Source organism: Tardiphaga sp. 37S4, assembly GCF_021044645.1.
GTDB lineage: Bacteria > Pseudomonadota > Alphaproteobacteria > Rhizobiales > Xanthobacteraceae > Tardiphaga > Tardiphaga robiniae.
In genome coordinates this window covers 1086944-1109607 of sequence record NZ_CP088008.1, presented here as the reverse complement: position 1 = coordinate 1109607, position 22664 = coordinate 1086944, and the positions used below count along the sequence as shown (strand labels likewise).

The following is a 22664-nucleotide window of genomic DNA, read 5'->3' as shown; positions in this document are numbered from 1 at the left end:
CGCATGCCGATACGTGCGCATTCACACATTCGCCATTGACAAACCTTTTCGCCAATATCTAATTTGTCGAAAACATAGAATGAATGGCCCGACACGAGGCCGCATTGGGGAGAGAAACAGATGACACGCCAGTTCCTGGTGTGCGCAGCCGCGCTCACGCTTTGGACATCCACTGCCTCCGCTCAGGTCTCCGACGACGTCGTTCGCATCGGTGTCCTTACCGATCTCTCAAGCTGGGGGCGCGACAACAGCGGCCCTGGATCGGTTGAAGCCGCGAAGATGGCGCTCGAGGAATTCGGCCCAACCGTTCTCGGGAAACCGATCGAGATCATCAGCGCCGATCATCAGATGAAGTCTGACGTCGGCATCCAGATCGCGCGCAACTGGTTCGACGCCGGCAAGGTCGATGCCGTTGTCGATATCCCGAACTCCGCCATCGCCATCGCAGTTCATAATCTGGCGAAGGACCGCAACAAGATCGCGCTGCTGTCCGGCCCCGGCGCAAGCACGCTCACGGATGAGCTGTGCAGCCCCAACACGGTCCACTTCACCTACGACACCTATGCGCTTGCGAAGGTGACTGCCTCTGCTGTGGTCGCCGGCGGTGGAAAGTCATGGTTCTTCATCACCGCCGACTACGCCTTCGGCAATCAGCTTGAACAGGACGCAACGCGCTTCATCAAGGCGAGCGGCGGCACGGTGCTGGGCGGCGTTCGCCATCCGACCAATACCGCCGATTTCTCGTCCTTCGCGCTGCAGGCGCAGAACTCGAAGGCCGAAGTCGTCGCCTTCGCCAATGCCGGCCAGGACACTGACAATTCGATCAAGCAGTCCGGCGAGTTCGGTCTCGTCAAGGGCGGCCAGAAACTGGTCGGCCTGTTGATGTTCGACACGGACGTGCATGCCATCGGGCTGGAAGCGGCTCAGGGCACATACCTGACAACCGCGTCCTACTGGAACATGGACGACAAGACGCGCGCCTGGTCGAAGAAGTTCTTCGACCGCACCAAGGTGATGCCGACCATGATCCAGACCGGCGTTTATGGCTCGGTGCTGCACTATCTCCAGGCCATCAAGGCTGCCGGCACCGACGATCCGGCCAAGGTGATGGCCAAGATGCGCGAACTGCCCATCGAGGACACCTTCGTGCATGGCGGCAAGCTGCGCGAGGACGGCCGCGTCATTCGCGACATGTATCTGGCCCGCGTCAAGAAGCCGTCGGAATCCAAAGAGCCGTGGGACTATCTCGACATCGTCAAGACCGTGAAGGGCGATGACGCGTTCCGGCCCGTCACTGAATCGAAATGCCCATTGCTGAAGAAGTAAGGTCTCATGGCTGCTGATCCCAAAGCGAATATCGAGCTCTATGAATGCGACGTACTGGTCGCCGGCTCCGGCTGCTCCGGCATGTCGGCGGCGATCACCGCTAAACATAGCGGGCTCGATGTCCTAATCGTCGAAAAGGAGCCGCGGTTCGGTGGCACGACCGCGCGCTCCGGCGGCTGGCTCTGGATTCCCGGCACGTCGCTGGCGCGCGCCTGGGGCATCAATGAGGGCCCCGACGAGGCACGCACCTATCTGCGCCATGAAGCCGGCAACAGCTACGATGCCGCACGCGTGGATGCGTTTCTCGCCGCAGGCCCTGAGGCGATCGACTTCTTCACCTCCAAAACGGCGGTGCGCTTCGACATGCCGCTGACTTTTCCCGACTACGACGCCGAAGCGCCCGGCGGCAAACAGGGCGGCCGTTCCATGGTGGCCCGGCCGTTCGACGGGCGTGAGCTCGGCGAACATATCAAAGATATCGGCGCGCCCCTGCCCGAACTGACGGTGTTCGGAATCATGCTTGGCTCCGGCAAGGACATCATCCACTTCATGCGCGCGACGAAGTCACTGACCTCGGCGATCTATGTAGCCAAGCGGCTGTCGAAGCATTTCATGAACGTGCTGCGCTATGGCCGCGGCATGACACTGACCAACGGCAACGCACTCGCCGGCCGGCTCGCCAAATCCGCCTTCGACCTCAAGATCCCGCTCTGGCTATCGTCCCCGGTGCGTGAACTGATCATCGAGAACGGCGCGGTCCGCGGCGCCATCATCGAGCGCAACGGCAAGCGCATCCGCATCTTCGCACGCCGCGGCGTAGTGCTCGCATGCGGCGGCTTCCCGCATGACACCGAACGGCGCAAGGCGATGTTCCCGCATGCGCCGACTGGCCGAGAGCACTATTCGCCCGGCCCGATCGGCAATACCGGCGACGGTCTTCGTCTGGCCGAGTCCGTCGGCGGCCGTGTCGAAGATTCATTGCCGAATGCCGCTGCCTGGGTGCCTGTCTCAGTCACCCACCGCAAGGATGGCAGCAAGGGTGTGATGCCTCATTTCATTGACCGCGCCAAACCGGGTGTGATTGCCGTGATGCGCGATGGCGCCCGCTTCGCCAACGAAGGCAATTCCTATCACGCCTTCGTCCAGCAGATGATGAAGGCGGCGAAGCCCGGCGAGGAAATCGCGGCCTGGCTCGTTTGCGACCACCGCGCCTTGCGCCAATACGGGCTCGGCGCCGTGCCGCCCTTCCCGATGCCGATCGGCCAGTATCTGAATTCCGGTTATCTCATCAAGGGCAACACGCTCGAAGAGCTCGCGGGCAAGGCGGGCATCGACGCTGCTGGATTCGTCACCACCGTCGCCAAATTCAACAACACCGCAGCCGAAGGCCGCGATCCCGCCTATGGCAAGGGCTCCCGCGCCTATAACCGCTATCAGGGCGACGCCAACCACGGGCCCAACCCCTGCGTCGCGCCGATCGAACAGGGGCCGTTCTATGCCATCAAAATGGTGATCGGCGATCTCGGCACTTATGCCGGCATCAGGACCGATGCGCAGGCACGCGCGCTCGATGCCGGCGGTCAGGTCATCAACGGCCTCTATGCGGCCGGCAACGACATGGCGAGCATCATGGGCGGCAATTATCCCGGCGCGGGTATCACGCTCGGCCCCGCGCTCACCTTCGGCTATATCGCCGGCCGCCACCTCGCCGGCACACCGGTAAAGGCGGCATGATGGCCAGCTTCGCACCCGATCTGCTGAAGGGGCAATTGGCGCTTGTAACGGGCGCTGCCGCTGGCAACGGTCATGCGATTGCGCTGGGTCTGGCTGCACATGGCGCCGATGTCGTTGTCACCGACATCGACCGCGACGGTGTTGCGCGCACCGCGAACGATATTGCGGCCACAGGGCGGCGATCGTGGCATCACCATCTCGACGTCACGGACGTCGATGCCTGCCGACAGCTCGCACAATCCGTCAAGGCGAGCGCCGGCGACATTTCGATCCTGATCAATAATGCCGGCATCATCATTCGCGAGGGCATCGATTCTGAGCGCGCGGTAGAGAACTGGCGGCGCGTACTCGACGTCAACCTCAACGGCGTGTTTAACGTCACCCATGCCTTCCTGCCCGCCTTGCGCGCGCGACGCGGCAGCGTGATCAATCTTGCTTCCATCGCCTCTTTTGTCGGGGTCGCCGATACGCTCGGCTATTCGCCCTCCAAGGGCGGCGTGAAGCTTCTGACGCAAGCGCTGGCGCGCGAAGTCGCCGAGGACGGCGTGCGCGTCAACGCCATTGCGCCGGGCGTGATCGAGACGGCCATGACCGAAGCGACGCGCAACGATCCGGCGCGGCTGGCCGGCTTCCTCGGCCGCACGCCAATGGGGCGCGTTGGCCAGCCTGATGAGCTGATCGGCCCCGTGGTCTTCCTTGCCTCCCCCATGGCGTCCTATGTCACGGGCGTGACCTTGCCAGTGGATGGAGGCTTCCTGGCCGTGTAGTGTCCGCGGCACTGGTTTGGGGCAAGCATGGCTAAAGAGAGTCGCGGTATTCAGTCGATCGAGGTCGGGGGTGAATTGCTGCAAGCGCTGGTGCGCAATGGGGAACCGATGATGCTGCGGGATCTGGCCCGCGAGGCCGGCATGTCGCCAGCCAAGGCCCATCCCTATCTTGCCAGTTTCTCCCGCATCGGCCTGATCGAGCAGGACCCGTCCACCGGCCGTTATGAATTCGGCGCACTTGCCCTTGAGCTCGGCATCGTGACGCTGCGTCGCCTGTCGGCCGTCCGCGTTGCAACGCCGGCCATCACGGCATTGGCCGGCACCATCGACCACGCCGTCTCGCTGGCGATCTGGGGTACCCATGGACCGACCGTGGTGCGCATGGAGGAGCCCAGCCACCCTGTGCATATCGCCATGCGTGTGGGCTCCACGGTGTCGCTGCTCGAGACTGCGACAGGGCGGATATTCGCGGCATTCATGCCACCTGCAACCATCAATGCCGCGCTCACCGAGAATCTCGATCGGCTCTCGATCGGCTACGACCCGAACCGGAAGATAAAAGGCCCGGCCATCGACAAGATCCTCGCCGACATTCGCACGCGCGGGCTGGCCCGCGCCGTTGGCGAACCCCTGCGCGGCGTTAATGCCTTCTCCGCACCGGTGTTCGATCATAGCGGCGCGGTGGTTCTCGCCGTGACCGCCATGGGCGCGGTGGGCACCTTCGACGTCAACTGGAACAGCCCAATCGCCAAGGCTCTGCTCGATTGCACCAATGCGATCTCGCGTCGGCTCGGCCGCGACGTCAAGGACTGAGCAGCGCAGCGGACGGCCTTGCAAAATATCTCAAATTGAGATATTTTGCAGCTGCATGCGGGTTATCTCAAACAGCGCATTGGTGAGCTTCTCCGCCACGCATTCCGCGGCATCGATACCGCTGCAGGCGTGGCGCAAGATCGTGGAATCGCGCTTATTCAAGAATTTCGCTGAGATGAAGGCGACTTTCAACGCCATCGATCGTGTCGGCCCGTATTACGTTTTCGATATCGGGGGCAATAAATTCCGTATCGTTGCCGCCATCCATTTCGATAAACAACGCCTGTATGTCAGGCACGTGTTCACACACAAGGAGTACGACGCATGGAAACCATGACGCTGACCCGTGCGGACGTCGATGATCTCGCCGAGCATCTGAGCGCCATTTCAGCGCGCATTCCGCTTCAAACGATCAGATCAAAGCGTGCCTGCAAGACAGCGACGGCTGCGATGAATGCACTCCTCGATGCAGGCGGCGCCGATGAGGGCAATCCGCTGTCGGCACTCGTTAGCCTCCTCGGCGAACTGATTGCCGATTATGAAGACGCGCATTCTTCGCCCAAAACAATATCGCCAGCCGACATGTTGCGTTTTCTGATGGATCAGCACGGCCTCAGCCAGGGCGACTTGCCCGAAGTTGGAAGCCAGGGCGTTGTGTCAGAAATCCTCAGTGGGAAACGTGACCTGAATGTGCGTCAGATCAGGCTCCTATCCGAGCGTTTTGGCGTTGGACCGCAGGCATTCGTCTAACGACTGAGGTATCACGTCCTGCCTCGCCGTCACCACCCTGCCTTGAGCCAGCGCGTCGGTGCCGACCGGGAACGCAGATCAAGCCGGCGAGGACAACGGGTGCAAAGTTGTCTGACAACCCGACGCGTGGCCTTGTCGCCCCAGTCCATCGTGTTACGATCCCTCAGGCGCATCTCCGGTCCACGGGGAGCGACCATAAAATCACCGCCGGTCAAGGCGGCTCGAGGGAGGATGACACATGGCTCTTTACGGCCCGACACGTCGTGCCTTTGTGCAGGGGGCGCTCGCCACCAGCGCGCTTGGCCTCACCGGCATTCCAGCTTTCGCCGATCCCGCCTGGAAGAAGTACGCAGGCACCACGATTGAAGCCAATCTGATCAAGGGTCCGCGCGGCGAACTGCTGCAGAAATACGCCTCCGAATTCACGGAACTGACCGGCATCAAGGTCGAATCCGAAGTGATCCCGGAGCAACAGCAGCGCCAGAAGGCCGTGATCGAGCTCACCTCCGGCAAGCCTAGCTTCGACGTCGTGCATGTCAGCTACCACGTCCAGAAGCGCCAGTTCGAAAAGGCCGGCTGGCTCGCCGATCTCACCGGCTTCATGAAGGATCCGAACCTGACGGCGCCGGACCTGAAGGTGGAAGACTTCTCCGCCGGCGGCCTGCAATTCGCCCAGAACGACAAGGGCGAGATGCACTCGCTGCCGTGGTCGGTCGACTATTTCATCCTGTACTACAACAAGGAAATGTTCGCCAAGAAGGGCGTCGCAGTTCCGAAGACCATGGATGAGATGGCGGTAGCTGCAGAAAAACTCAACGATCCCGCCAACGGCATCTACGGCTTCACCGGCCGGGGGCTCCGCAACGCCAACATGACGCTGTGGACCAACTTCTTCCTGAACTATGGCGGCGAATTTCTCGACGCCAAGGGCAACATCCTGACCGATGGGCCCGAGGCGATCGAAGCGACCAAGATGTATCAACGCCTCCTCACCAAGACGGCGCCTCCCGGCGTCGCCGGCTTCAACTGGATGGAGTCGATGGCGTCGCTGACGCAGGGCCGCGCGGCCATGTGGATCGACGGCGTCGGCTGGGCACCGCCGATCGAGGATCCCAATGCGTCGCGCGTGGTCGGCAAGATCGGTTACACCGTCGTGCCCGCCGGACCGAAAGGGCAATTCTCCGCCGCCTATGGCGACGGCATCGGCATCGCCAAGACCTCGACCAAGAAGGAAGCCGCCTATCTCTATTGCCAGTGGGCGGTGTCGAAGACCATGGGCGCCCGGCTGTTGCAGAGCGGCGGCGGCGTGCCGTTCCGCAACTCGATCCTCAATGACGAGACGGTGCGCAAGGGCGTGAAGAACCAGGAGTGGCTGGATTCGGTGATCGCCTCGGCCAAGATCAGCAAGCTCGGCCTGCCGGTCATCGTACCCGTCGCCGAATTCCGCGATCTTGTCGGTGCCGCCGTCACCGCGACCCTGGCAGGCGCAGATCCGGCTACCGAGCTGAAGAAAGCCCACGAACAGTTCCGGCCGATTCTGGAGCGCAGCGAAAAATCGTGAGTGAACTGACAGCGGGAAAGGCAGTCGCCAAAACGACCGCAACGGTCGCGGCCGAAACGGCGACTGCGAAGAAGAACGAGTGGCGGCCAATTTCCTATTGGCCGTTCGTGATTCCAGCGATGATCGTCGTCATGGCGGTCATCATCTTCCCGTGGGTCTATACGATCTGGATGAGCCTGCACGAATGGAAGGTCGGCCAAGCGCCGACCTTCGTCGGCTTCGCCAATTATCTCAGGCTGCCAAGCGATGCGCGTTTCGTGGAATCCGTGGGGCACACCCTGGTCTATACGGCGCTGTCAGTCGCGCTGCCGCTGATCCTCGGCACATTGGCGGCAGTGATCTTCAACAACAAGTTTCCACTGCGCGGCTTCTTCCGCGGGCTCTTCATCCTGCCGATGATGGCGACACCGGTTGCCATCGCACTGGTGTGGACGATGATGTTCCACCCGCAGCTCGGCGTGCTGAACTATCTGCTGTCGCTGTTCGGCCTGCCGCCATCGCTCTGGGTGTTCCATCCCGCCACCGCGATCCCGTCGCTGGTGCTGGTGGAGACGTGGCAATGGACGCCGCTGGTCATGTTGATCGTGCTCGGCGGCCTCAGCGCCATTCCGACCGAGCCCTATGAAAGCGCCCAGATCGACGGCGCGACACCGTGGCAGACCTTCCGATACATCTCGCTGCCGATGATCATGCCCTTCCTGTTCATCGCGGCGATGATCCGCATGATCGACGCCGTGAAGAGTTTCGACATCATCTTCGCGATCACGCAAGGCGGCCCCGGCAGCGCCTCGGAAACCATCAACCTGTATCTCTACAGCGTCGCTTTCGTCTATTACGACGTCGGCTACGCCTCCGCGATCGTGGTCGTATTCTTCGCGCTTATCGTCGCGCTCGCCGGCGCGCTCTTGCATTTGCGCCAGCGCACTCACTGGAACGAAGCCGGAGGCAGTGCCTGATCATGCGGGACTTTCTCAACAAACTCGGCCTGACTTTCGCCTTCATCGTCATCGTCTCACCGGCGGTGCTGTTCTTCCTCTGGATGTTGTCGCTGTCACTGAAATTCGAGATCGACAACGCCTCCTATCCGCCGGTCTTCATCCCCGACCGCATCAATTGGGGCAATTACGCCGCCGTCATCGAATCCAAGCGGTTCATGACCTATTTCTTCAACACGCTGATTGTTACCGGCTCGGCGACCTTGTTTGCTCTCATCATCGGCGTGCCTGCCGGTTACGGCATCGCGCGCATGCGCGCGCGCAAATCCGCCATCGTGATCCTCATCGCGCGCATCACGCCCGGCCTGTCCTACCTGATCCCGCTATTCCTGCTGTTCCAATGGCTCGGCCTGCTCGGCACGTTGTGGCCGCAGATCATCATCCACCTCGTGGTGACAGTGCCGATCGTGATCTGGATCATGATCGGCTATTTCGAGACGACACCGATGGAGCTCGAGGAATCCGCCATCATCGACGGTGCCACCCGCTGGCAGGTGTTCCGTCACGTCGCGCTGCCGATCGCGCGCTCCGGCATCGCCGTTGCCTTCATCCTCTCGGTGATTTTCTCCTGGAACAATTTCGTGTTCGGCATCGTGCTGGCGGGGCGGGAAACGCGGACACTGCCGGTCGCGGTCTACAACATGATCTCGTTCGATCAGTTGAGTTGGGGACCGCTGGCGGCGGCCGCCCTCATCGTCACGCTGCCGGTGCTGCTGCTGACGATGTTTGCACAAAGGCAGATTGTTGCCGGACTGACCGCGGGCGCGGTGAAGTGACGCAAGGGCCCCTCCACGTCATTGCGAGGAGCCCTTGCGACGAAGCAATCCAGTCTTCGCTTGCGGCCCTCTGGATTGCCGCGTCGCTTCGCTCCTCGCAATGACGGCTGAAAGGCCCACGCTCAATTCGCAGCCGCCACCTTCCTCTGCTCATCCGGTGCCGTTTCGCTCGCGGCAATCAGGCGCTTCAGCTCCGGTATACACGAGCCGCAATTGGTGCCCGCTTTGAGCCTAGTTCCGATCTCGGCGGCAGTTCCAGCCCCTGCTGCAATTGTGTCGCAGATGGTGTTGCGGCCGACGCCGAAGCAGGCACAGACGATGGGTCCTGCACTCGCAGCACCATCTGCGGACTTTCCAGAGAGCAGCGTACGGCGCTGGTCGTCGCTGACGGTCTCGGCGGCGAACAATTCCTTCACGGCGTCCCAGGAGAGCGCCCCCTGCGTCGGGCCGATGAACAGACAGGTCTCGATACGGTCATCCTTGAACGACACCGCGCGATACACACCTTGGCCCGCGTCTTCGTATTCAGCGGCATCATCGCCCAGCAACGGCTTCAGCCAATTCTGCCAGGTCTCGACATCGGTATTGTCCGAGAGCAGATAGCCGACGCCGCCCGTGACCGCGACACGCGCCCATTGCACACCGAACGGCATCTCCAGCGGACTACGCGACAGCACGAAGCCACGCTGCGCAAACACCGCAGGTGCGATCGCCACCGGCGTCGCCTTGTTCTCGGGCTGACCGGAGAACGGGTCGGTGATCGGCGCGACAAGCCCGCCGACACGCGCGAAGCCCGCGGTCTCGTCGTTCCAGTGGATTGGCGCGAACAGCATGCCGCGCTGCTGGCGTTCGCTGACAAGGACTTTCAGCACGCATTCGCCATAATCGGTGGTCAGCCGCGCATGGCCGCCATCGACGACGGCGAACTGCGCAGCATCGTCGGGATGGATCTCGACGAAGGGCTCCGGAATATGCTGGCCGAGCCGCGGGCTGAGACCCGTGCGCGTCATCGTGTGCCACTGATCGCGAACGCGGCCAGTGTTCAAACGTAGCGGGCGCTCGATCGACACCTGCGTGCGCAGCTCCGGCGCCTCCGGCGCGATGAAACGCGCGCGCCGGTCATTGGCGTAGAATTGGCCATCGGCAAAGAAACGCGCCTGCGGCTTCGTGGTCCCCTCGCGCACCGGCCATTGCACCGGGGCCATGGTGTCGAAGGCCTCATCCGAGACCTTCATCAATCCGCCGATATCGAAATCGCGGTTGCCATTGTTCTCGAAGGCCGAAAGGGCCGCGTGCTCGCGAAAAATCTCGGCAGCCGATGTGTAGGCAAAAGACGCGCCATAACCCAGGCGCTTGGCGACTTCGCTCAGCGCCCACCAGTCCGGCCGTGCCTCGCCAGGCGCGCGCAGAAACGAGCGCTGCCGCGACACGCGGCGTTCGGAATTCGTCACCGTGCCGGACTTCTCGCCCCAGGCCAGTGCGGGCAGCAACACATGCGCACCGGCATTCACGGTGTCATTGGAGCGCACATTCTCCGACACCACGAACAGATCGAGCTTGCTCAGCGCCGCGCGCACGGCATCGGCATCCGGGAGCGACACCGCGGGATTGGTGCCCATCACCCACAACGCCCGAATCTCGCCGCGACCGATGGCTTCGAACATCTGCACGGCCTTGAGGCCTTCATGGGTGGCGATATGCGGCGCCTTCCAGAAGCGGCGCACACGGTCGATATCGACAGGCGTGAAGCCCATATGGGCTGCAAGCTGATTGGCGAGGCCGCCGACCTCGCGGCCGCCCATGGCATTCGGCTGGCCGGTCAGCGAGAACGGCGACGCGCCGGGCTTACCGATGCGGCCGGTGGCCAGATGGCAGTTGAGGATCGCATTGACCTTGTCGGTGCCCTGCGCCGACTGGTTGACGCCCTGCGAATACAGCGTGACTACACGCGGCGTCGCCTTGAACATCTGAAAGAAGGTCGCGACATCGATCTCGTCGAGTCCGGTCGCCTTTGCTGTCGCCGCCACACTGCCGGCGATGGCTCTAGCCCGCGCCAGCGCGTCGTCAAAGCCTGACGTATGCCCATCGATATAGCTGCGATCGAGCGCCCCGTTATCGGCAAGATAGGCGAACAGCCCGCTGAACAACGCGGTATCAGTGCCGGGCTTCAGGCCGAGAAACAGATCGTCATCGCCAACCGTGTCGGTGCGGCGCGGATCGATCACGACGATGCGCGCGCCGCGGTTGTTCTTGTTGGCCAGCATGCGCTGATACAGCACCGGGTGGCACCAGGCGGCATTGGAGCCAACCAGCACCAGCAGATCGGCCTGGTCGAGATCCTCATAGCACCCCGGCACCGTATCGGCGCCGAACGCGCGCTTGTGGCCAGCCACGGACGACGCCATGCAGAGCCGCGAATTGGTATCGACATTGGCGCTGCCGAGAAAACCCTTCATCAGCTTGTTGGCGACGTAGTAATCCTCGGTCAGCAACTGGCCGGAAAGATAAAACGCCACGGCACCGGGGCCATGTTCGGCGACGACCTTCCGAAATCCCTCGGCGACATGATCCAGCGCATCGCCCCAGGCGACCTGCACCATCTCGCCGTCGTCGCCGCGCATCATCGGATGCAGCAGGCGCTCGTCGAGGCTCAGCGTTTCGCCGAGCGCCGATCCTTTCGAGCAGAGCCGGCCGAGATTGGCGGGATGCGCGGGATCGCCCGCAATCGCTGCGCCGCCGTTGCCGTCCGGCGTCGCCAGCACACCGCAACCGACGCCGCAGTACGGGCATGTGGTGCGCGTGGCGTGCAAATGCGGATCGACCGCGTTCATCACGCCGCCTCCGCGCGGACGGCGAATGCGCGACCGAACATCATCTCGGCGCGGATATCGGAAATATCAGCGGCGCTGCGGATCAGTTCGAGATACCACAGCGCATCCTGCGTATCGCCGACCAGCACGGCGCCAGTGAGCGCGCCATCTGCGATCACCAGCTTCTTATAGGTGCCACGGCGGACATCGTTGAGCAGCAGCGTCTCGCTGCCTTCGCCCGCCATGAAATCTCCAGCGGAGAAAACGCTGACGCCGGAGACCTTGAGATTGGTAGAGAGCACACTGCCCGTATAGGTAGCGGCCTTGCCCGCGAGATGGCGCGCCAAAACCCTGGCCTGTTCGTAAGCGGGTTCGACGAGGCCATAGCAGGTGCCGCGATGCTCGGCGCATTCGCCGAGTGCGAAGACGTTGTCGGTGCCGGTTGCCATCTGGTCGTTGACGACAATGCCGCGATTGACCGGGATTTCCGCTTCCTTGGCGAGCGACGTGTTGGGCCGGATACCGGCCGCAAAGATCACCGCATCCGCATCAAGCGTGCGGCCATCGGCCAGTTCGACGCTCTCGACACAATCGCTGCCATGAATACGCGCCGTATTGGCATTGAGCAAAATCCTGACGCCCTTGCGCTCGACCAGCGTTTTCAGGAGGTTCGCTGCAGGTGCATCGAGCTGGCGTTCCATCAGCCGGTCCATCAGATGGATCAGTGTGACATCAGCGCCCGCCTTGGCGAGACCATAGGCAGCTTCGAGACCCAGCAGGCCGCCACCGACCACGACGACACGCTTCTTCTGCGCAGCGAGTTCGAGCAGCAGGTCCACGTCGCGGCTGTCGCGGAACACATGCACGCCCTTGAGATCACCACCGGGCACCGGCAGACGCAGTGCAGATGAACCGGTGGCGATGACGAGTTTTGAGAACGGCACATGTTTGCCGGTGGATGTCGTGACCTCGCGCGCGGCCATATCGATGGCGGTCGCCGTTGCGCCGTATTTCAGCGTGACGCCGCGGTCGCGCCACCAGGCAGCGGGCTTCAGCTCGATCTCCTGGGATGTTGCCTCACCAGCCAGCACCGACGACAGCAACACGCGATTGTAGGCGAGCCGCGGTTCGTCTCCGATGACGGCGATGGCGTATCGACCGAGCGCGCATTTCGCCAGCTCGTCGACAAGCCGAGCCGCTGCCATTCCGTTACCAATGATGACCAGCGGCTCGCTCACGTCATATCCTTACTCGGCCGCCTGCGCTGTGCCGTAGGCTTCAGAAATCATGTAGCCGGACAGCGTGCCATAGGCCGCGGTCCAGGCTGCTGCGAGTTCGGGCGTCCAGGCGTCGCCGAGGCCCTTCTCCAGGGTCCACAGCAGCGCACCGCCAACGATCGGATAGTGTTCGGCCTTTACGCCATAGGCCACGTGCTGCTTGGCGAGCGCGCTCGCTGCAGGCAATACAGTTTCGAGTCGCGTCAGGCCGATGACGACGACGCCAAGCGTCGCCATCAATTTGCGACCCTGCTCCTTCATGTCGCCGCGAAACATCGGTCTCACTTGCGGAGCAACCTCGAAGAGACGGCCGTAGAACAATTCCGCAGCCACATCGGAAATCGGCGCGACTTTCTTGAAACTATCCTGAACCAGGGCGACGTCGGACGCATTCATGCTAACTCTCCTTGCAGTGGAAGGTGAGCTTGTGTGTCGCGCCGCGTGAGCAAATGTTCAGCGCGCGATAAAATGCGATGCGGTTCTAGTGATAGGCCGCAGAAATCATGCGCGCCGCCAGGAAATTGTAGACCTTGTGCCACGAGGCTTCGACCTCGGGCGTCCAGCGCTCGCCAAGCCCCTGCCCCAGACTCCAGAACAGTGCCTCGCCGACAGACTCGTAGTGCGCGGCTTCCACGCCATAATGCACATGGTCTTTCGCGAGCTTGCCGATCACCGACAACAGACCTGTGATATTGTCGAGACTGCCGACGATCACTGCAAGCGTTGCGATGAACTTGTGCTTGAGCTGCGCCATGTCGCCGCGAAACAGCGGGCGCGTTTCCGGCAATGTCTCGAACAGCCGGGCATAAAACAGATCCACCATGACCGAGGAGTTCGGCCACATCTGATCGAATGACGATTGCACGCGCATGATTTCTTCGCGCGTCAGGCCTATCGAACGACTCATGATTTGCAGCTATCCGGAAAGTCTGAGCCGCATTCATTCGGTTTATCCTCGGAAGTCAAGAGGTAACAAGATGCTTACGCGGCTTCGACGAACTTGTGGCGCTCATACAGGAATTCGAGCACGCGCTTGCGGCAGTCGAGATAGACCGGGTTACTCGCCAGTTCGAGACGCTGACGCGGTCGTGCGAGCGGCACATCGAGCACTTCGCCGATGGTCGCTGATGGCCCGTTGGTCATCATCACGATGCGGTCCGACAGCAGCACGGCTTCGTCCACGTCATGGGTGATCATGACGATGGTGTTGCCGAGCTTCTGATGCAGCGCCATCACGGAGTCCTGCAGATGCGCGCGGGTCAGCGCGTCCAATGCACCGAACGGCTCGTCAAGCAGCAAAACCTTCGGCTCCATCGCGAGCGCGCGGGCAATGCCGACGCGCTGCTTCATGCCGCCGGAGATTTCCGAGGGGCGCTTGTCCTTGGCATGCGTCATCTGCACGAGATTGAGATTGTGCATCGTCCATTCGTCGCGCTCGGCGCGGGACTTGGTCTTGGCAAACACCTTGTCCACGCCAAGACGGACGTTCTGATAAACCGTCAGCCACGGCAGCAGACTGTGGTTCTGGAACACGACGGCGCGATCGGGCCCGGGCGAATTGACTTCGCGATCCTCAAGGATCACCCCGCCGATCGTTGCACGTGTCAGGCCGGCAATGATGTTGAGCATCGTCGACTTGCCGCAACCGGAATGGCCGATGATCGAGATATACTCACCCTTGCCGAGGCTGAGGTTGATGTCCTTCAAGACTTCGGACGAGACCTTGCCGCGGGTGAACACCTTGTCGACGTGGTCGAGCTTCAGATATGCCTTCATGATATCTCTCCTTAGCTGACCCAGCTGTTAGCTAACTGAAGTGCCGTGGGTGACGAGCTTGCCGAGGGCGGCGATCAGGCGATCAAGCACGAAGCCGACGATGCCGACGTAGAACAGCGCCAGAATGATCTCGCTCATATGCGAGGAATTCCAGGCGTCCCAGATGAAGAAGCCGATGCCGACGCCACCGATCAGCATTTCAGCCGCGATGATTGCGAGCCATGACAGGCCGATACCAATGCGCAGACCGGTGAAAATATAGGGCGCAGCCGCCGGCAGCATGACTTTCCAGAAAAATTCCACCGGATTGAGCTGCACGACGGCGGCGACGTTGCGATAGTCCTGCGGGATGTTGCGAATGCCGACCGCGGTATTGATGATGATCGGCCAGATCGAGGTGATGAAAATCACGAAGATCGCCGACGGCTGACCATCCCGGAAGGCCGCGAGTGCCAGCGGCAGCCAGGCCAGCGGCGGAATGGTGCGCAACACTTGGAAGATCGGATCGAGACCACGCATGGCCCAGACCGACTGGCCGACCAGCGTGCCAAGCGCGATGCCGACGACGGCAGCGAGCGAGTAGCCGTAAGCCACGCGCAGGAGACTCGCCGAGATATGCCAGAACAGCCCCTTGTCCAGACCACCATGGTCGAAGAACGGATCGAAGATCAGTTCCTTGGTGTCCTTGTAGACCTTCGAGGGCGGCGGGAGCGTTGAGCCAGTGCGCCGGCACAAGAGCTCCCACATCACACCGAGCAGGAGGACGACGATCAGCGGCGGGATGACCCGCGCCGCTGTCTCTTTCGCCATCTTGGCGTATCTGTCGAAACTTACCGGCTGCTTGGGAGACAGTGCGACGCTCGCCACCGGCGGCTTCGCCAGTGCCGTTGCCGGCTCCGTCTTGATAGCTTGCATGTTCATCGCACTGTCTCCGTCATTTCAGCTAGTCCGCATCGGTCCCAAACGTGTGTCTCAGGCTTCGACGCGCTTGATGGCGAGCGACTTAAGGTAGGCTGCCGGATTTTCGGGATCGAAGACCTTACCGTCGAAGAAGGTCTCCTTGCCGCGCGAGGTCGAGGTCGGGATTTCGGCGGCAGCGACGCCCATGGTCTTCGCCGCGTCACGCCAGATATCCTCGCGGTTGACCTTGGCGATCAGCGCCTTCGAGTCGAAGCCGGGCTCGTATTTGCCCCAGCGGATGTCCTCGGTCATGAACCAGAGGTCGTGGCTCTGGAACGGATAGGACGCGAAGTCCTTCCAGTACTTCATGATGTGCGGCGAGTTCTCGACCACCTTGCCGGTGCCGTAGTCGAACTTGCCGCGGGCGCGATCGAGGATGTCCTCCACCGGACAGTTGATCCACTGCCGCTTGCCCATGATGGTGGCGAGCTCTTCCTTGTTCTCCATCTTGTCGGCCCACTGCTGGGCTTCCATGATGGCCATGGTAATGGCCTTCGCCGCCTTCGGGTTCTTGTCGACCCAGGCCGCGCGCATGCCGAGCGACTTCTCCGGATGCTTGTTCCAGATCTCGCCGGTGTTCACCGCGGTGTAGCCGATCTTCTGGTGCACGAGCTGGCCGGGCCACGGCTCACCGACGCAGAACGCGTCCATGGTACCGACCTTCATATTCGCCACCATCTGCGGCGGCGGCACGGTGATGGTCTCGACATCCTTGTCGGGATCGATGCCGCCGGCGGCCAGCCAGTAGCGGATCCACAGGTCATGCGTGCCGCCTGGGAAGGTCATCGCCACCTTCACCGACTTGCCCGCAGCCTTCTTCTTCTCGAACGCGGCTTTCAGCGGCGCGACATCGAGGCCGACCTTCAGATCGGCATATTCATTGCCGACCGAAATGCACTGCGCATCGAGATTGAGACGCGCGAGGATATACATCGGCGTCGGCTGATTGTTCTGGGTGACCTTGCCGGACGAGATCAGGTAGGGCATCGGCGTCAGGATATGCGCGCCATCGATGCCGTTGCCTTCGGAGCCGAGCACCATGTTGTCGCGCAGCGTGCCCCACGAGGCCTGCTTCGACACTTCCACATCGGGCATGCCGTATTTGGCAAACATGCCCTTGTCCTTGGCGACGAATAGCGGGCCGGCATCGCTTAATGCGATGAAGCCGAGCTTGGCGCCTTTCACTTCGGGCCCGGCATCCTGCGCGAAAGCGCCGCCGGGGAAGTTCAGTCGGGCGGCCGCGAGCAAGGCAGCGGTTCCCGCGCCGGCTTTCAGAAGCTGACGGCGGCTGATCTTGCGGCCCGGCTTGTTGGTCTCTGACTTCGTCATGTGCTGCTGTCGTCCTTTCGCGCCTCGGATGCCTGCACCGTCATCGGCCCCTCGTCACAGCGCACCTCGGTCGAAGGCGTACGGACATAGCGGCGCGTCTGGGGGAAGCCCCATGATGGCAATGCTGGCTGGTGATTGATTGTGACGGCTACAATGGCGTCGCTAAGAACTATTCAAAGTTCGTGCCAACCGCTGCCTGATGGAAATTTCGATAAATTGCAGTCACTTACCTAAAGGCAACAAGACCAGCGCGGAGAACCACGCGCATCGAAAATTTGCGGGACGCTCATTTATTGTGCGACGCACGCGGAATAGGCAGCGAATGATGAGGTATTATTTTGCCCACTTCGTCGGCGTGCCGGCCCGTGGATCGGTGCTATCAACCGGGTCCAATTTCTAACGAACGGACCGCTTCATGCCGACCATTTCGGTGATCACCGAACCTGCCCTCTCGTCGCTGCGAAAGGCAATCAGCACCCTGAAGGCAGCGACCGTGGTCTCCGCGGCGGCGATCCTGTCTCAGGGCAAAAGCGATCTCGAAGCGAATGCAGCAGCAGCGTTCGGTCATTTCGAGGATGTCGCACGGCAACTTCATATGTTCCGAAAAGCTGTCCTTGAGGACGCGCTGATACCGACCAAAGACAACACTGCCACTGTGGATGTCGATATCGATGCTCTCGATCGTGTCGTCGACGATGTCGATCTACAGATCGCACAAACCAAAGGCGCACTCCACGCAGTCGTCGAGAGTTCTGATCGCAGCGGGCTCGAGGCCTTTGCCGAGCGCATCGGCGAACTCGGCCGCGCGCTGTTAGGCATGGTCACCCTCATCGCGCCATCGGCCGCACACGGCGATACACCGTTCCTGTTCGATCAGTTCTTCCTGGAGTCGCTGCAGGAACTCTCGCAACGCGACTGGAGCGCGACCTGACCGCAGATCGCAGATGGCTGGGATCGCTTACGCCTCGGCCTTTTCCGGCATCATCGGCTGCGGCACCGTGCCCTCGCCCGGCTTCATCCGGAAATTATAGGTCATCAGATGCCACGGCCCCGTGGCAGGCTGACCATCAGGCATAAAGGCATCGCTGCGGTTCTCGACGGTGGCGATCAGATCGTCCTTCACGCCGAACACGACATCGGAGTCGAGATATTCGTCACCCTCGATGAAGACATGAGTGATCAGCGGTTCGTAGCCGGGAGCCGCGACGAGAAAGTGCACATGCGCCGGACGCATTGGATGACGTCCCGTTTTCAGCACCAGATCGCCCACCGGTCCGTCGGTCGGGATCGGATAGCTGCAGGGCAGAATGGTGCGGAAGAACAGCCGGCCATCACTGTCGGTGATGAAGCGCGCACGCGACGAAGGACCCTGCGTGGCATAGCTGGCCTTCTGCGAGTCGTAGAAACCGTCATCATCGGCATGCCAGATATCGACGGGCACGCCGGCCAGCGGCTTGCCACCGAGATCGGTGACGCGGCTCTGCACGAACATGCGCTCACCCGTGAGGCCCGGAGAGATATCAGCGCCATGCGCCATGACGGGATGCTCGCCGACATAGAACGGTCCGAGCACCGTCGTCTGTGTGGCCCCCTCACGCTCCCTGTGGTTGACGGCATCGACCAGCATCGAGACGCCCAGCACGTCAGAGAGCAAAATGAACTCCTGCCGGATCGGCGTGCATTTCTGGCCCGTGCGGGTCAGGAAGTCGATCGCCACTTCCCATTCACCGAAGGTGAGATCGGTCTTGCGAACATAGTCGTGCAAAGACTTCACGAGTTCTTGCAGCAGGAATTTCGTGCGCGGATCGGACGTCTTGTCGAAACTCTGGATGACGGCCGCAGTGAGTTCAGTGTCATTGAATTGGGTCATAATTCCATCCTGAGCAACGCGACGCGATTACATCTTTAAGGATACACCAAACAGAGCTTCACGTAAGCTCGCCGCGCTACAAACCCATATGGACAACCGCTGATTTTCATCCATAGAAACGAGCCGCGTCCACACATCGGAGTGATGTTGCAATGCCGTCGTCCCAAAGTCTGAGCCCTTCGTCTGCGTCACCCGAACAGGTCGGCATGTCGACCATGGCACTGGCCCGCGTCGAAGCGCATCTCAAGCAGCGCTATGTCGATGCCGGCCGCTTGCCCGGCACACGGCTGCTGGTCTATCGCCGCGGCGAGATCGTGCACAGCACGGCGCAGGGCTTTGCCGATGTGGAGCGCAAAGCCCCCGTCAAGGACGATACGATCTTCCGCATCTATTCGATGACCAAGCCGATCACGACAGTCGCCTTCATGATGCTGGTGGAGGAAGGGCGTGTCGCGCTCGATGAACCCGTTCATAAATATATTCCCGAATGGGCAAATCTCGGCGTATTTCAGGCTGGCGTGACGGCACCATTCCTGACGAAGCCACCGGCCCGTCCGATGCAGATCATCGACCTGCTACGGCACACATCCGGACTCACATACGGATTCCAGCAACGTACCAATGTCGATGCCGCCTATCGTGCGCTCAAGATCGGCGAGGTCGAGAAATCCGGTACGCTGGCGTCAATGATTTCAGATCTCGCCAAAATCCCTCTGGAGTTCTCGCCAGGCGACGCGTGGAACTATTCGGTCTCGACCGATGTGGTCGGCTATCTCATCGAGAAGATCGGCGGGAAACCGTTCGAACAATTTCTGCAGGAGCGCATCTTCAATCCGCTCGGCATGACTGACACCAGCTTCTTTGTGCCTTCCGACAAGGCGCATCGCTTCGCCGCCTGCTACGCCGCCGATGGCAAGGGCGGTCTCACTTTGCAGGACGATCCCGCGACGAGTTCATTCTTGTCCCCGCCGTCGATGATCTCCGGCGGAGGCGGCCTGTGTTCGACGACCGCTGACTATCTCACCTTCTGCCGCGCACTGCTCAATGGCGGCGCGCTTGGCGACGTGCGCTTGCTGTCCCCAAAGACCATCGCATTGATGACCAGCAACCACCTGCCCGGCGGCCGCGATCTCACCGAAATGTCGAAGTCGATGTTTAGCGAAGCGAGCTATGCCGGCATCGGCTTCGGACTCGGATTTTCGGTGACGATGAATCCGGCCAAGACCATGATCCCCGGCAGCGCCGGTGAGTATGCATGGGGCGGCGCGGCGAGCACGGCATTCTGGATAGATCCGGCCGAACAGCTGATCGCAATCTTTATGACGCAACTGTTGCCATCGAGCGCCTATCCGATCCGGCGCGAGCTGCGTACCATGATCTACTCCGCGATTACCGACAGCAATGTTTAGTAACGAACGGTATGATCAATATTGCTCAGTCGGAGCGCACCACCAGGCACCGGTCGCGCTCAGCACGAATCAAATGAAATTCTCTCTCAGTGAGAATTTGGAATGAAACTTCCGGTGCGCGTGGGACGTAGCAACAACCACCCACGGAATTGTGATATTACGTCGGTGCTACACAGGAGATCGTAAAGTGCGAAATTGCAGCTGGAAATCGCATGGAATGCTGCATGCCAGAGATTTGCAGCTTACGAATGCGAACGACTCTCAGTTATCCTGCGTGCGTCAGGCAAGTCACATGTGTATAGCATGATGACCAACTTGTACTTTCGCTTCCGCTGCAAGGCCCGTATCGATAGAAATTGAGTTCCGGTATTCGTTGGAAGTTTTGCAAGAAAATGCGAAGTAGCAACAGAATACCGCAAGGTTTTTTGTACGATTGGATGACCCTCGCGATTACGTGTCGATCAATTCGAGTATCGCGACGATTTCAGCCATCCCAATCGTCATGACGATGTGTATAACAGAGATGCCTTTGAAAGTTAGCTTTAAGGGCTCTCGGGCTAAGAAGCTCTAACAAGAAAATAAAACCAAACTCCCTTATTCAAACAAACTGAATGGTGACGAATGAAGCAACGTAGCGCCGGCAAACCCGACATTGAGATGGGCAAGAGGATCCGTCTGCGTCGTGTTGAGCAGAAAATTTCGCAGGCGGATTTAGGCGAAAAGCTGGGCGTCAGCTTCCAGCAGGTTCAGAAGTACGAGAAAGGTGTCAATCGCGTTGGCGCTGCGCGTCTTCAGCAGATTGCGACGGCGCTCGATGTGCCGGTCACCTTCTTCTACGATGGCGATGGCAAGAGCCGCGAAGTGGAAAGCTTGCTGTTCCTCGATAGCGCTTTCAGCCTCCGCTTGCTTCGTGCCTACAGCCGCATCAAGAGCCAGACGGTCCAGCGCCAGATGGTCGTCCTGATGGAAGCGATCGCTGACGAAGAGAAGTAATCGTCGCATGGCCGCCGGAGCGACCCGGCCGCTGATCGGCTCGATTTCAATCCCCCTCAACACGAAAAGAACTCGCCGTAACCGCGGCGAGATTTTACACATCTGCACCTAGCGGTGGCACGGTTGTTGCTGGAATATTCGTGAACCTCAGGGGGAGCGAACCATGTCTACAGCTACGATTACCGCCGTCGAACCAATCCGCAAGCCTCTCTATCAGTCGCTCTTCGTGCAGGTGCTCGTCGCCCTGCTGCTCGGCATCGTCCTTGGCATCGCCGTGCCGGACTTCGCCGTCGGCCTGAAGGTCTTCAGCGACGCCTTCCTCAAACTCATCTCCATGATTGTGGCCCCCATCGTGTTCTGTGTGGTGGTGCATGGCATTGCGGGTGCCGGCGACCTCAAGAAGGTCGGCAGGGTTGGCGTCAAGGCGCTGATCTATTTCGAGGCCATGACCACGCTGGCGCTCGTTGTCGGCCTGGTGCTGGCCTATCTGTTCGGCCCGGGCCACGGTATGAACATCAATCCGGCCTCGCTCGACGGCAAGGCACTCACGACGGTCGCCGACAACGCTCACAAGCTGCAGGGCGGCGGCATCGGCAGCTTCCTGCTCAACATCATTCCGACCACCTCGTTCGACGCTCTGGCGCGCAACGACGTGTTGCAGGTGCTGTTCTTCGCCATCCTCTTCGGCACCAGCCTGGCGCTGGTCGGCGGCGAGAAGGGCGAGCGGATTTCGAGCTTCATCGAAGCCGTATCGACCGTTCTGTTCCGCGCCATGGGATTGATCGTTCGCCTCGCCCCGATCGGCGTGCTCGGCGCTGTCGCCTATACGGTCGGACGCTACGGTGTCGGATCGCTGAAGCAACTCGTCTCGCTGGTGGTGCTGTTCTATGTCTCGGTGGCGATCTTCGTGTTCGGCGTACTCGGCGGCGTCATGGCGCTGGCCGGACTCAACATCATCAAATTCCTGAACTACCTGCGCGAGGAACTCACCATCGTGCTCGCCACCGCGTCCTCGGATGCGGTGCTGCCACAGATCATGCGCAAGCTCGAACGGCTCGGCGTCAAGGACAACGTGGTCGGCCTCGTGATCCCGACAGGCTACTCGTTCAATCTCGATGCGTTCTCGATCTATCTGACGCTGGCCGTGGTGTTCATCGCGCAGGCCACGAATACACCGCTGTCCTTCGGCGATCTGATGCTGGTGCTGGGCGTCTCGCTGGTGACGTCGAAGGGCGCCCACGGCGTACCGGGCTCAGCGATCGTGATCCTCGCCGCGACGCTGAATGCCGTGCCGAGCATTCCTGCCATCGGTCTCGTGCTGGTGCTGTCGGTAGACTGGTTCATCGGCATGGCCCGCGCGCTCGGCAACCTGATCGGCAACTGCGTTGCCACCGTCGTGGTCGGCGCATGGGAAGGCGATCTCGACCATGCCAAGGCGAAGCGTGTGTTGGATGGTGAAGAGCTCGTGGATGTAACGGCCGGCTAATTGCCTTCGGGACAAAAAAGAAGCGGCCCGAA

At 61.1% G+C, this 22664-nt stretch carries 21 protein-coding genes; 13 read left to right on the top strand and 8 right to left on the bottom strand.

Annotation, left to right across the window (positions count from 1 at the left end; all coding sequences use genetic code 11):
- Positions 1-120: 120 nt before the first annotated feature.
- From LPB73_RS05260 to LPB73_RS05220, 9 genes are all read left to right on the top strand, one after another.
- Positions 121-1326 (top strand): ABC transporter substrate-binding protein, encoded by a 1206-nt coding sequence (locus LPB73_RS05260; RefSeq protein WP_231079851.1) that lies wholly within the window; start codon positions 121-123, stop codon positions 1324-1326.
- 6 nt (positions 1327-1332) lie between these two features.
- The gene (locus tag LPB73_RS05255; protein ID WP_231079850.1) at positions 1333-3060 is read left to right on the top strand and encodes an FAD-dependent oxidoreductase; all 1728 of its coding nucleotides are present in this window, start codon (positions 1333-1335) and stop codon (positions 3058-3060) included.
- Positions 3060-3827 carry an SDR family NAD(P)-dependent oxidoreductase gene (locus LPB73_RS05250; protein WP_231079849.1) on the top strand — a complete coding sequence of 256 codons (768 nt, stop codon included), beginning with the start codon at positions 3060-3062 and terminating at the stop codon, positions 3825-3827. The genes LPB73_RS05255 and LPB73_RS05250 overlap by 1 nt, the downstream gene beginning before the upstream one ends.
- Before the next feature lie 27 nt (positions 3828-3854).
- On the top strand, positions 3855-4640 hold the full coding sequence (locus LPB73_RS05245) for an IclR family transcriptional regulator (RefSeq protein ID WP_231079848.1): 786 nt from the start codon (positions 3855-3857) through the stop codon (positions 4638-4640).
- An 82-nt stretch (positions 4641-4722) separates the two neighbouring features.
- On the top strand, positions 4723-4977 hold the full coding sequence (locus LPB73_RS05240; RefSeq protein WP_231079847.1) for a type II toxin-antitoxin system HigB family toxin: 255 nt from the start codon (positions 4723-4725) through the stop codon (positions 4975-4977).
- Positions 4965-5390: a helix-turn-helix domain-containing protein gene (locus LPB73_RS05235; RefSeq protein WP_231079846.1), complete on the top strand. Its 426-nt coding sequence runs from the start codon at positions 4965-4967 to the stop codon at positions 5388-5390. Before LPB73_RS05240 ends, LPB73_RS05235 begins: the two co-directional genes overlap by 13 nt.
- 238 nt (positions 5391-5628) lie before the next feature.
- The gene (locus tag LPB73_RS05230; protein WP_231079845.1) at positions 5629-6951 is read left to right on the top strand and encodes an ABC transporter substrate-binding protein; all 1323 of its coding nucleotides are present in this window, start codon (positions 5629-5631) and stop codon (positions 6949-6951) included.
- Positions 6948-7907, top strand: coding sequence for a carbohydrate ABC transporter permease (locus LPB73_RS05225; RefSeq protein WP_231079844.1), 960 nt, complete (start codon positions 6948-6950; stop codon positions 7905-7907). Before LPB73_RS05230 ends, LPB73_RS05225 begins: the two co-directional genes overlap by 4 nt.
- 2 nt (positions 7908-7909) lie before the next feature.
- A complete protein-coding gene (locus LPB73_RS05220; RefSeq protein WP_172980293.1) occupies positions 7910-8722 on the top strand; it encodes a carbohydrate ABC transporter permease in 813 nt (270 codons plus the stop codon).
- 122 nt (positions 8723-8844) lie between these two features.
- On the opposite strand, the gene LPB73_RS05215 is transcribed toward LPB73_RS05220, so the two are convergent.
- The 7 genes from LPB73_RS05215 to LPB73_RS05185 form a co-directional block, all read right to left on the bottom strand.
- Complete coding sequence (locus LPB73_RS05215; RefSeq protein WP_231079843.1) at positions 8845-11553, bottom strand: nitrate reductase; 2709 nt, start codon at positions 11551-11553, stop codon at positions 8845-8847.
- Entirely contained in the window at positions 11553-12770 is a 1218-nt protein-coding gene (locus LPB73_RS05210) for an NAD(P)/FAD-dependent oxidoreductase (protein WP_231079842.1), read from the bottom strand. Before LPB73_RS05210 ends, LPB73_RS05215 begins: the two co-directional genes overlap by 1 nt.
- A 9-nt stretch (positions 12771-12779) precedes the next feature.
- Positions 12780-13205 carry a globin family protein gene (locus tag LPB73_RS05205; RefSeq protein WP_231079841.1) on the bottom strand — a complete coding sequence of 142 codons (426 nt, stop codon included), beginning with the start codon at positions 13203-13205 and terminating at the stop codon, positions 12780-12782.
- Positions 13206-13290: 85 nt separating this feature from the next.
- Positions 13291-13716, bottom strand: coding sequence for a globin family protein (locus LPB73_RS05200; RefSeq protein WP_089265244.1), 426 nt, complete (start codon positions 13714-13716; stop codon positions 13291-13293).
- 74 nt (positions 13717-13790) lie between these two features.
- Positions 13791-14585, bottom strand: coding sequence for an ABC transporter ATP-binding protein (locus LPB73_RS05195; protein WP_231079840.1), 795 nt, complete (start codon positions 14583-14585; stop codon positions 13791-13793).
- Positions 14586-14612: 27 nt separating this feature from the next.
- The gene (ntrB, locus tag LPB73_RS05190) at positions 14613-15506 is read right to left on the bottom strand and encodes a nitrate ABC transporter permease (protein ID WP_231079839.1); all 894 of its coding nucleotides are present in this window, start codon (positions 15504-15506) and stop codon (positions 14613-14615) included.
- A gap of 51 nt (positions 15507-15557) precedes the next feature.
- Positions 15558-16874 (bottom strand): CmpA/NrtA family ABC transporter substrate-binding protein, encoded by a 1317-nt coding sequence (locus LPB73_RS05185; protein ID WP_231079838.1) that lies wholly within the window; start codon positions 16872-16874, stop codon positions 15558-15560.
- A gap of 415 nt (positions 16875-17289) precedes the next feature.
- Here LPB73_RS05185 and LPB73_RS05180 point away from each other — a divergent pair, with 415 nt between their 5' ends.
- Entirely contained in the window at positions 17290-17805 is a 516-nt protein-coding gene (locus LPB73_RS05180; RefSeq protein WP_231079837.1) for a hypothetical protein, read from the top strand.
- Positions 17806-17832: 27 nt separating this feature from the next.
- Here the strand turns inward: LPB73_RS05180 and LPB73_RS05175 are convergent, their stop codons facing one another.
- A complete protein-coding gene (locus LPB73_RS05175; RefSeq protein WP_231079836.1) occupies positions 17833-18744 on the bottom strand; it encodes an intradiol ring-cleavage dioxygenase in 912 nt (303 codons plus the stop codon).
- A 152-nt stretch (positions 18745-18896) separates the two neighbouring features.
- Between LPB73_RS05175 and LPB73_RS05170 the strand changes: the two genes are divergently transcribed.
- The 3 genes from LPB73_RS05170 to LPB73_RS05160 all read left to right on the top strand — a co-directional run bounded on the left by LPB73_RS05170 (position 18897) and on the right by LPB73_RS05160 (position 22632).
- Positions 18897-20153 (top strand): serine hydrolase domain-containing protein, encoded by a 1257-nt coding sequence (locus tag LPB73_RS05170; RefSeq protein ID WP_231079835.1) that lies wholly within the window; start codon positions 18897-18899, stop codon positions 20151-20153.
- Positions 20154-20774: 621 nt separating this feature from the next.
- Positions 20775-21146, top strand: a complete 372-nt coding sequence (locus tag LPB73_RS05165; RefSeq protein WP_089265251.1) for a helix-turn-helix domain-containing protein — start codon at positions 20775-20777, stop codon at positions 21144-21146.
- Between the two features lie 163 nt (positions 21147-21309).
- Complete coding sequence (locus LPB73_RS05160; protein WP_120291465.1) at positions 21310-22632, top strand: dicarboxylate/amino acid:cation symporter; 1323 nt, start codon at positions 21310-21312, stop codon at positions 22630-22632.
- Positions 22633-22664 lie beyond the last annotated feature (32 nt).